The sequence below is a fragment of the Paracoccus zeaxanthinifaciens ATCC 21588 genome (genome assembly GCF_000420145.1).
Lineage (GTDB): Bacteria > Pseudomonadota > Alphaproteobacteria > Rhodobacterales > Rhodobacteraceae > Paracoccus > Paracoccus zeaxanthinifaciens.
Genome location: NZ_ATUJ01000023.1, coordinates 1 through 9,799 on the forward strand (window position 1 = coordinate 1; position 9,799 = coordinate 9,799).

At 67.5% G+C, this 9,799-nt stretch carries 10 protein-coding genes; 4 read left to right on the plus strand and 6 right to left on the minus strand.

Going from position 1 to position 9,799, the window contains the following annotated elements:
• Positions 1-128: 128 nt before the first annotated feature.
• Positions 129-1,247, minus strand: a complete 1,119-nt coding sequence (locus F804_RS0114840; RefSeq protein ID WP_022708529.1) for an HD domain-containing protein — start codon at positions 1,245-1,247, stop codon at positions 129-131.
• A gap of 76 nt (positions 1,248-1,323) precedes the next feature.
• Complete coding sequence (locus F804_RS0114845; protein ID WP_022708530.1) at positions 1,324-1,986, minus strand: alpha/beta hydrolase; 663 nt, start codon at positions 1,984-1,986, stop codon at positions 1,324-1,326.
• A 202-nt stretch (positions 1,987-2,188) separates the two neighbouring features.
• Here F804_RS0114845 and iscR point away from each other — a divergent pair, with 202 nt between their 5' ends.
• Complete coding sequence (iscR, locus tag F804_RS0114850; RefSeq protein ID WP_022708531.1) at positions 2,189-2,647, plus strand: Fe-S cluster assembly transcriptional regulator IscR; 459 nt, start codon at positions 2,189-2,191, stop codon at positions 2,645-2,647.
• 3 nt (positions 2,648-2,650) lie between these two features.
• Here the strand turns inward: iscR and F804_RS0114855 are convergent, their stop codons facing one another.
• Positions 2,651-3,163, minus strand: a complete 513-nt coding sequence (locus F804_RS0114855) for an Lrp/AsnC family transcriptional regulator (RefSeq protein WP_022708532.1) — start codon at positions 3,161-3,163, stop codon at positions 2,651-2,653.
• A 98-nt stretch (positions 3,164-3,261) separates the two neighbouring features.
• Here F804_RS0114855 and F804_RS16720 point away from each other — a divergent pair, with 98 nt between their 5' ends.
• From F804_RS16720 to F804_RS0114870, 3 genes are all read left to right on the plus strand, one after another.
• Positions 3,262-3,531, plus strand: coding sequence for a DUF2849 domain-containing protein (locus F804_RS16720; protein ID WP_022708533.1), 270 nt, complete (start codon positions 3,262-3,264; stop codon positions 3,529-3,531).
• A gap of 94 nt (positions 3,532-3,625) precedes the next feature.
• Positions 3,626-4,450 carry a ferredoxin--NADP reductase gene (locus F804_RS0114865; RefSeq protein WP_022708534.1) on the plus strand — a complete coding sequence of 275 codons (825 nt, stop codon included), beginning with the start codon at positions 3,626-3,628 and terminating at the stop codon, positions 4,448-4,450.
• Positions 4,451-4,613: 163 nt separating this feature from the next.
• Positions 4,614-6,881 (plus strand): OmpA family protein, encoded by a 2,268-nt coding sequence (locus tag F804_RS0114870; RefSeq protein ID WP_022708535.1) that lies wholly within the window; start codon positions 4,614-4,616, stop codon positions 6,879-6,881.
• Between the two features lie 53 nt (positions 6,882-6,934).
• Here F804_RS0114870 and F804_RS0114875 read toward each other — a convergent pair whose 3' ends face one another.
• From F804_RS0114875 to F804_RS0114885, 3 genes are all read right to left on the minus strand, one after another.
• Entirely contained in the window at positions 6,935-8,782 is a 1,848-nt protein-coding gene (locus tag F804_RS0114875; protein WP_022708536.1) for an ABC transporter ATP-binding protein, read from the minus strand.
• A 22-nt stretch (positions 8,783-8,804) separates the two neighbouring features.
• Positions 8,805-9,200 (minus strand): VOC family protein, encoded by a 396-nt coding sequence (locus tag F804_RS0114880; protein WP_022708537.1) that lies wholly within the window; start codon positions 9,198-9,200, stop codon positions 8,805-8,807.
• A 155-nt stretch (positions 9,201-9,355) separates the two neighbouring features.
• The coding region (locus tag F804_RS0114885; protein ID WP_028726043.1) for an EF-Tu C-terminal domain-related protein at positions 9,356-9,799 on the minus strand (444 nt) is incomplete at its 5' end.

Consider the following 9,799-nt stretch of genomic DNA (forward strand, 5'->3'; position numbering starts at 1 on the left):
AAGAACGGCTTCAGCCGCTCCATCTGTTCGTCCGTCAGCCAGAAAAGATTACTCATGATGCCCCCACCTGTTTGGGAGCGTGAATCACGCCGACAGGACGGCATCAAGAAAATTAATGGGTCCTGACCCTAGGCGAAGAACCGGGCCAGCCGCGCGTCCAGCCAGCCCCACAGGGCCGGTGCGCCGCGTTCGACCTGACGGCCCACGCGCTCGGTCACCTGCTGGCGGGTCACGCTGTATTCGGCCCAGCCGACGCCGCCGCCCATGACGTTCTGCACGGCGGGCTGACAGCGATCCAACGCCTTGGCAAAGATCGCATCCGGGGTCGCAGCATCCTCGAACTCGGTCCACAGATCAAACAGTTCGCGCGCCTGCCGGTCCGGCAGCAGCCCGAAGATGCGGCGTGCGGCGGCGGCCTCGGCCTGCTTCACCTCGGCTGCGCCATGGGCCTGCCCGCCCGCGGAATGCAGCGGCACGTCGCCCACGTCGATCTCGACCAGGTCGTGGATCAGCAGCATGCGGATCACCCGCCCGACATCGACGCCCAAGGGCGCCTTCCCCGCAAGGATCAGCGCATAGAGCGCGAGGTGCCAGCTGTGCTCGGCGCTGTTCTCGCGGCGGGAATTGTCGATCAGCAGGCTGGCGCGGATCACCGATTTCAGGCGGTCGGCCTCGGCCAGGAAGCGCATGCGCCGCGACAGGTCGTCATCGGGCAGCGCCACGCCGTCCATCAGTCCCAGGGCGGCCTGCATGAAGGCGGGCCATTCGCCCGACAGCCGCGCGGCGCGGCCCGTGGTCAGGTTGTCGCGCACGATGCGGACATGGTCGGGCAGCGGATCGGCCGCCATCAGCACCTGCAGCACGGGCTGGGTATGATCCATCCGCTTGGCCATGGCCGCGTCGGGGGACTGCCCAGCCTCGAACTCGTGCCACAGCGCGATCAGCGCCTCGGACTGCGGGGCAAGGCCGAAGATGCGGCGCGCGGCGGCGGCCTCGGCGCGCTGCAGCGCGTCGCTGTCATGGCCCAGGTGGATCGGCTGGTCGCCCACGTCGATCTCGACCAGATCGTGCAGCAGGATCATCGCGATCGCCCGGTCCGAGGCCCCCATCACCATCGCCTGCAGCGCGACATGCCAGCTGTGCTCGGCGCTGTTCTCGGGGCGGGACAGGTCCATCAGGACATTCGCGCGGGTGACCGATTTCAGGCGGTCGGCCTCGCACAGGAATTGCATCGCGGAATCGAGCATCACGACCTTTCGGGTGGGACTGCGGGAAATGCAAAGGGCCGGGAAATTCCCGGCCCCCATGCGGTCACGCGAGGTTTCAGCGCGTCGTTTCGGTCAGGCGCCGGCGGACATAGCCCTGCACCATGCCGATCAGGGGCTTCATGTGTTCCTCGTCGTCGCGATAGAAGTGGTCGGCACCCTCGATCTCCTCGTGGGTGATGGTGATGCCCTTCTGTTCCCGCAGCTTGCCGACCAGCGCGTGGGTGTCCTTGGGCGGCGCGACGCGATCGGCGGTGCCGTTCACGATCAGCCCCGAGGACGGGCACGGCGCGAGGAAGCTGAAATCGTACATGTTCGCCGGGGGCGAGACGCTGACGAAGCCGGTGATCTCGGGGCGGCGCATCAGCAGCTGCATCCCGATCCACGCGCCGAAGCTGAAGCCCGCGACCCAGCAATGCTTCGAATTGGGGTTCATCGCCTGCAGATAGTCCAGCGCCGATGCGGCATCCGACAATTCGCCCACGCCCTGGTCGAATTCGCCCTGACTGCGGCCCACGCCGCGGAAGTTGAACCGCATCACGGTGAAGCCCATCTTGTGGAACGCGTAATGCAGGTTGTAGACGACGCGATTGTTCATCGTGCCGCCATATTGCGGGTGGGGATGCAGCACGATTGCGATGGGGGCGTCGGGCTTGCCGGGCTGCGGGTGGTAGCGTCCTTCAAGTCGGCCTTCGGGGCCGGGGAAAATCAGCTCGGGCATGGTCTTCCTTCACAGGGCTTCTTGGTTCCTTGACGCCTGCGCATGTGGCTTCTAAGGGGAACCGATATCTGGGCTGTCGGCACGGGATACGCAAGGAACAGCCTGCACGGCATAGCCTGCGGCGGCCTTCGGCGTCAATCCGGACAGCGGCCCGACCGCAAAACCGCGCCACCCGCGCGGAGGGGGATCAGGAGGAGCCGTCATGAAGCTTTCGACCAAGGGCCGCTATGCGATCATCGCGCTGGTCGATCTTGCGATCGCCAGCAAGGACGACCTGACCTCGCTGGCCGAGATATCCCGCAGGCAGGACATCTCTCAGCCCTACCTGGAACAGCTGTTCGTCAAGCTGCGCCGTGCCGGGCTGGTGGAATCCGTGCGCGGCCCCGGCGGCGGATATCGTCTGGCCCGCGCCCCCGAGAACATCCGCGTCGCCGAGGTTCTCGAGGCCGTGGACGAGACCGTCAGCGCGATGCATGTCGGCGCGGGCGCGTCGGGCGGCGTGTCGGGTTCGCGTGCGCAGACCCTGTCGAACCGGCTGTGGGAAGGGCTGTCGGCCCATGTCTACGTCTTCCTGCACAACCACACGCTGGCCGACATATCCCGCAACCAGCTGCTGCCCTGCCCCGCCCTGCCACGCCTTCTGAAGGTCGTGGACGAATAGGGCTCAGCCCGCGTCGGGGATCGGCAGGGCGAAGCTGGCCTTGATCTCCTCCATCGACAGCAGCGCGGTCACGTTGTGGATCTTCACCTCGGAGATCAGCGACTGGTAGAAGCGGTCATAGGCGCGCGCGTTCTTCACCTGCACCTTCAGGATATAGTCGATATCGCCCGCCAGCCGGTGCGCCTCGACGACCTCGGGGCGCTGGCGCAGCGCCTTGAGGAAGCGCGCGGCCCAGTCGCGATCATGTTCCGACGTGCGGACCAGCACGAAGAAGCACGCCTCGAGCCCCAGCGATTCGGGATCCAGCACGGCGACCTGCCTGCGGATGACGCCCGCCTCGCGCAGCTTGCGGATGCGGTTCCAGACGGGGGTCTTGGACGCGCCGACCTTGTCCGCGATCTGGTCCAGCGACAGGCTGGCGTCGCGTTGCAGCAGGGACAGTATCTTGCGGTCAACCTCGTCCAGGCGGACGGGCGTTTGGGGCGATCTGGCTTCGTCGGGACTGGGTTCCGGCATTCTGGTCCACCTTGCTTCGATCTTCCTTATTTCTGCCAGACCGTCGCAAGAATCCAGAATTTTATCCTATATAGGTCGCAATCTGAGGGGATAATCCGATGCAGAACGTCTTTCTTCCGACCCCATCCCGTCCCGGCGTCGTCCAGGCCGAGGATATCGTGAACGGCCGGCGCGTCTGGATGACCGATGACGGCTGGTCCAGCAATCCCGCGATGGCCGTCCTGCACGAGGACGAGGCCATCGCCGAACTGGCGCTGCTGCGCGCGATGGGCCAGCCCGACCGGATCGCCGCCGCCCAGCTGGTCGAGGCACGGCGCGGCACCAACGGGCCGGAGCCGCTGACCGGCCGCGACATGACGCCGGCCTGAGAACGTGCCTGAACGCGGGCCTATTCCGGCGCGGGGGCTTTCGCTGCGGGGTGATAACGACTAGATCGGTCGGGAATTGACACAAGGACCGGACATGCAAGTGGCCGAAGCATCCACCCCCAAGCCGACCCTTCCTGACGCGCAGACCGTGACCTCGGTCCGCCACTGGACCGACAGCCTCTTCTCGTTCCGGATCAGCAGGCCGGCATCGCTGCGCTTCCGGTCGGGCGAATTCGTGATGATCGGCCTGCCGGGCGACAACGGCAAGCCGATCCTGCGCGCCTATTCCATCGCCTCGCCCAACTGGGACGACGAGCTGGAGTTCTACTCGATCAAGGTGACGGACGGGCCGCTGACCTCGCGGTTGCAGCACATCCAGCCGGGCGACCAGGTCATCCTGCGCCCCAAGCCCGTGGGCACGCTGGTTCTGGACGCGCTGCTGCCGGGCAAGCGACTGTGGTTCCTGGCCACCGGCACCGGCCTTGCCCCCTTCGCCAGCCTGATGCGCGACCCCGAGACGTTCGAGCGTTACGAGCAGGTGGTGATGATGCACACCTGCCGCACGGCGGACGAGCTGACCTATGGCCGCGAGCTGGTCGAGAACCTGAAGCACGACCCGCTGCTGGGCGAGCTGTACGGCGCCGATTTCGCCAAGCGCCTGCTCTATTATCCGACCACCACGCGCGAGGATTCGCCGCTGATGGGGCGCATCACCGACAACCTGCAATCGGGCAAGGTCAACGCCGACCTGAACCTGCCCCCCATCACCCCCGAGACGGATCGCGCGATGATCTGCGGCAGTCTCGCCTTCAACACCGACGTCAAGAAGGTGCTGGAAGGGTTCGGCCTGCACGAGGGCGCCAATTCCGAACCGCGCGAGTTCGTGGTCGAGAAGGCTTTCGTCGGCGACGGCGTATAACGCGTTTCGCGATGCCGCCGCCAGGGGGCGCCGGGAAACCGGTGCCCCTTTTTCGTGCACGCGGCTGCCCGCCGATCACGCAGTCTTCACGCGAAGTTCGGGAACCCCCTCGCGGACGCCTCTGTTATGGCTGCGACGAATTGACCGCCGGAGAGGAGCTTCCATGCGACGGATCATCCACAACACCACGGCCATCGCGGCCTGCCTGTCGCTGCTGGCACCGCATATGGCCGCAGCGCAGGCCCAGCCTGCCGACGCGCAGGCACAGCAGGGCCAACCGGTCCCCGCAGATCAGGGCGGCGCAGATCAGGCCCCGGCAGATCAGGGCGCCGTCGAGGGCCTTGCCCGCCAGGCGGGCGAACAGATCGACGCTGCCGAGGACGAACTGAAGAAGGCGCTGCGCCAGCAGGAGGAGCAGGCCACTGAGGCTGAGGCTGAAGCCCCGCAAGCCGACGCCCCGCAAGCAGAAGCGCCGCAACAGGACGCCCCCGCAGCGGAAGCGCCCGCCGAGGCCGAGCCGCAGCCGCAGCCTGCCGAGCAAGCGCCTGCAGCGGAACCCGAAGCTGCGCCCGAGGCCAAGCCCGAGCCGGTAGCCGAACCCGAAACCGCTCCACAGCCCGAGGCCGAGGCACCCGCCGAACGCCCCGAAGCTGCACCCGCACAGGCCGAAGAAGGCCAGCGTCCGGCCCGCAATGCGCGCCAGAAGGACAACCAGCAGCGCCCCGCGGCCAAGGCCGACCGCCAGCAGGAAGAGGCCCCCGAAGCCCGTCCTGCCGAGGCTGCTACCGAAGCGCCCGAAGCCGAGGCTGACGCAGCGCCGGTCGAGGAGAAGCGCCCCGCCCGCAAGGCACGCGAAAATGCCGAGGACACGCCCGAGCGTGAGCGTCCTTCGGAAGACGAGCTTGGCGCCGCTCTTGCCGCCAAGGCAGAGGGCGAACCCGAAGCCGAGAATGCCCCCGCCGAGGAGCGCCGCGAAGCCCCCGCAGCGCAGAACGCCCCCGCCGAGGAGCGCCGTGAAGCCCCCGCGCCGCAGAATGCGACCGACGAACAGCCTGCCGCCAATGGCTTCACCGTCGCGGGCGGCGGCGTCGCGCAGGAACGCGCAGGCGCCCTGCCCGGTCTGGCCCGCGTGCTGAACGACGAAGTCTCGGGCGGTCTGACCGCCGACCAGCTGACCTGCCTCGATGGCAGCGCCGGTCCCTGCGAAGGCCCTGCGACTACCCCGCGCGGTGTCGTGGTCGAACCGAATGGCGGCGGCGCCTTCCGCCTTGCCGCCCCCGAGGCGCAGACCTTCCGCGTCAACAGCGAAGGCGAGCTGGTCCAGCGCGCCGCCGAGGAGGACGTGAAGGAAACCGAAGCCTCTCGCGAGGCCGCCGAGGCGGCAGCACCCTCGACCGCAGCCGCGCTGGAGGCCGAGGAAGGCAGCGGCAACGTCACCGAGGAAGAGGTGACCGAAGCCGATGCGCGTTCGTCCTCGGAGGATTTCGAGACCAGCCTGCGCGATGCGCTGACGGCGGGTCGCGAAGGTGCCGAGGCGCGCGAGGATGACGACGACGACAACGACCTGACCAAGGCGCTTCTGCTGGGTCTGGGCGCGGTCGCGGTTGGAAGCTATCTCAACAACAACCGTCAGGTCGCGCTGTCGACGCCCGACCGTGTCGTCGTGACCCGCAGCGATGGCAGCCAGGAGGTCATCAAGGACGAGGTCGCGCTGCTGCGCCAGCCGGGTTCGACCGTGCAGACCGAGAACTTCGACGACGGATCCTCGCGCACCGTGGTGACGCGTTCGGATGGCAGCAAGGTCGTGACGATCCGCGATGCCGACCTGCGCGTCCTGCGCCGGACGCTGGTCTCGGCCGATGGCCAGACCACGCGCCTGATCGACGACACCGAGAACGTGCAGCCGGTCAACGTGGCCGACCTGCCCGAACCGGCCCCGGTGCAGTACGACAACGGCACCTCGCTGGACGAGGCTGCCCTGCGTGACGCCCTGCGCCAGGAGGCCGCCGTCGATCGCCGCTTCACCCTGTCGCAGGTCCGCAACATCCCCGAGGTCCGCGCACTGGTTGCACCGGTGAACATCGACGCGATCACCTTCGAGACCGGCTCGGCCGCGATCCGTCCCGATCAGGCCAAGCAGCTGTCGGGTCTGGGCAACGCGATTCAGGATTCGATCGCCGAGAACCCTTCGGAGGTGTTCCTGATCGAGGGTCACACCGACACGGTCGGCTCGGACGCCGCGAACCTGGCCCTGTCGGACCGCCGCGCGGAATCGGTGGCACTGGCGCTGACCGAGTATTTCGACGTCCCGCCGGAAAACCTGGTGACCCAGGGCTATGGCGAGCAGTTCCTGCGCGTGCGTTCGGATGGCGATATCCGCGAGAACCGTCGCGCTGCCGTGCGTCGGATCACGGACCTGATCGCGCAGTGATGCGGCGATCCTGATGACGGAAGGCCCCGGCACTGCGCCGGGGCCTTTTTCGTTCAGCCGTCGGCGGCCAGGAACCCGCCCGATTGCCGCTGCCACAGGCGGGCATAGATGCCGCCCCGTTCCAGCAGTTCGGCATGGGTGCCCTGTTCGACGATCCGCCCCTGATCCATGACGATCAGGCGGTCCATCGCCGCGATGGTGGACAGGCGGTGCGCGATCGCAATGACGGTCTTGCCCTCCATCAGCGCCTCCAGCCGGGACTGGATCGCGGCCTCGACCTCGCTGTCCAGCGCGCTGGTGGCTTCGTCCAGCACCAGGATCGGCGCGTCCTTCAGCGCCACGCGGGCGATGGCGATGCGCTGCCGCTGGCCGCCCGACAGCTTGACCCCGCGTTCGCCCACATGGGCGTCCAGCCCCCGCCGCCCCTGGCTGTCGGAGAGGCCGGGGACGAAGCCCTCGGCCTCGGCCATGCGCAGCGCATCGGCGATCTGGTCGTCGGTCGCGTCGGGACGGCCATAGGCGATGTTCTCGCGGACCGAGCGATGCAGGAGCGAGCTGTCCTGCGTCACCACGCCGATGGCGCTGCGCAGGCTTTCCTGCGTCACGCCCGCGATGTCCTGTCCGTCGATCGTGATGCGCCCGCGTTCGACATCGTGGAACCGCAGAAGCAGGTTGATCAGCGTCGACTTGCCCGCGCCGGAACGCCCGACAAGGCCCACGCGCTCACCGGGCTTCAGGTGCAGATCCAGATCCTCGAGGACGGCCATCGGCGGGCTGTCGGGCAACCCGGCATAGCGGAAGGTCACGTTCTCGAAGCTGATCGCGCCATGTTCGGGGCGCAGATCGACCGCATCCGGCGCATCCTCGACCGTGCGGGGCAGCGACAGGCTGGAGATGCCGTCGCGGACGGTGCCGATATTCTCGAACAGGGCGGCGAATTCCCACATGATCCAGTGCGACATCGCGTTCAGCCGCAGCGCCAGCGGCACGGCCACGGCGACGGCACCCACCGCCACCTGCCCCTGCGACCACAGCCACAGGCCCAGCCCCGCGACCGAGGCGACAAGCCAGACGTTCAGCAGGTTCAGCGCCATGTCCTGGATCGACGCCAGCCGCATCTGGCCATGCACGGTCCCGAGGAACCCGTCCATGCCCTGACGCATCCAGCGTTCTTCACGGTCGGAATGCGAGAACAGCTTGACCGTCGCGATGTTGGTATAGCTGTCGACGATGCGCCCGGTCATCTGGCTGCGGGCATCGGCCTGCGCCTGCGCCACGCGGGCAAGACGCGGCACGATGAACCACAGCAGCATGGCGAACCCCGCGGCCCAGGCCGCGAAGGGCAGCGCAAGACGCCAGTCCTGCGAGGCCGCAAGGATCAGCGCCCCCGCGAAGTAGATGAGGACATAGCTGCCCACATCCATGACCTTCATCGACACCTCGCGCACGGCCAGCGCCGTCTGCATGAGGCGCTGCGCGATGCGGCCCGCGAACTCGTCCTGGAAATAGCCGACGGACTGGCGCAGCAGCCAGCGATGCGCCCGCCAGCGGATGCGCTGCGGGAAGTTCCCCATCAGCGACTGGTACAGCACCAGCGAGGCCGCGATGTTCAGGACCGGCATCAGCACCACCAGCGCCAGCGCCATCATGGCGACGCGGGGGCCCTGCCCGGACCAGAACAGCTCTCTCGGGGTGTCGGACAGGCGGTCGATCAGCTCGCCCAGCCAGCCGAACAGAAGCACCTCGACCACCGCCAGGGCGCCCGACAGAAGCGACAGGAGGATCAGCCACGGGATCGCCCCGCGGCTGTAGTGAAGCATGAAGCCCGTCAGGGATTTCGGCGGGATGGCCGGCCGTTCCTGCGGATAGGGGTCGATGCGACGTTCGAACCAGGCGAACATGACGAAACCTTGCCTGCGGCGGTCAGAGATACCTGCCACCGCGCTGAAGGACCTCGATCTCGTATCCGTCGGGGTCCTGGATGAAGAAGAAGCGGGCGATCACCTCGCCGCCCGGCGCGAAATCGACCAGCTTGCGCGGGGCAAGTCCGGCCTCGGTCAGGCGGGCATGCAGCGCGTCCACGTCATCGACCGAGAACGCGACATGGCCGTAACCGTCGCCCAGGTCATAAGGCTGCGTGCGGCCCTTGTTGACGGTCAGTTCCAGCTCGGTGCCGGTCTCGTCGTTGGACAGGTAGATCAGCGTGAAATTCTCGAAGTCGAGCCGTTCGGCCACGCGAAGCCCGAAGCAGTCGCGGTAGAACGCGACCGAGCGGTCCTCGTCCAAGACGCGGATCATGGAATGGATGAGCTTGGCCATTGCGGGCCCCCTTGGTCCTTGGTGTCGCAGGGAACCTAGGGGCGGACCCCGCCGCCGGAAAGAGGCTGCGCGAAAAGAAGTCCCTGCGGGGGTTCCGGAAAGCAGAAGGGCCGCCCTTTCGGACGGCCCCCTGTAACGCGATATCCCGGTCGGGATCAGGCGAGGATCTTCGAGACCACGCCTGCGCCGACGGTGCGGCCGCCTTCGCGGATGGCGAAGCGCAGCTTCTCTTCCATCGCGATCGGGGCGATCAGTTCGACTTCGAACTTCAGGTTGTCGCCCGGCATCACCATCTCGGTGCCCGAGGGCAGCGTCACGGTGCCGGTCACGTCCGTCGTGCGGAAGTAGAACTGCGGACGGTAGTTCGCGAAGAACGGCGTGTGGCGGCCACCTTCTTCCTTGGTCAGGATGTAGGCCTCGGCCTCGAACTTCGTGTGCGGCTGGACCGAACCCGGCTTCGACAGGACCTGACCACGCTCGACGCCGTCACGGTCGATGCCGCGCAGCAGCGCGCCGATGTTGTCGCCGGCTTCCCCGCGATCCAGCAGCTTGCGGAACATTTCCACGCCCGTGCAGGTGGTCTTCTTGGTGTCGCGGAT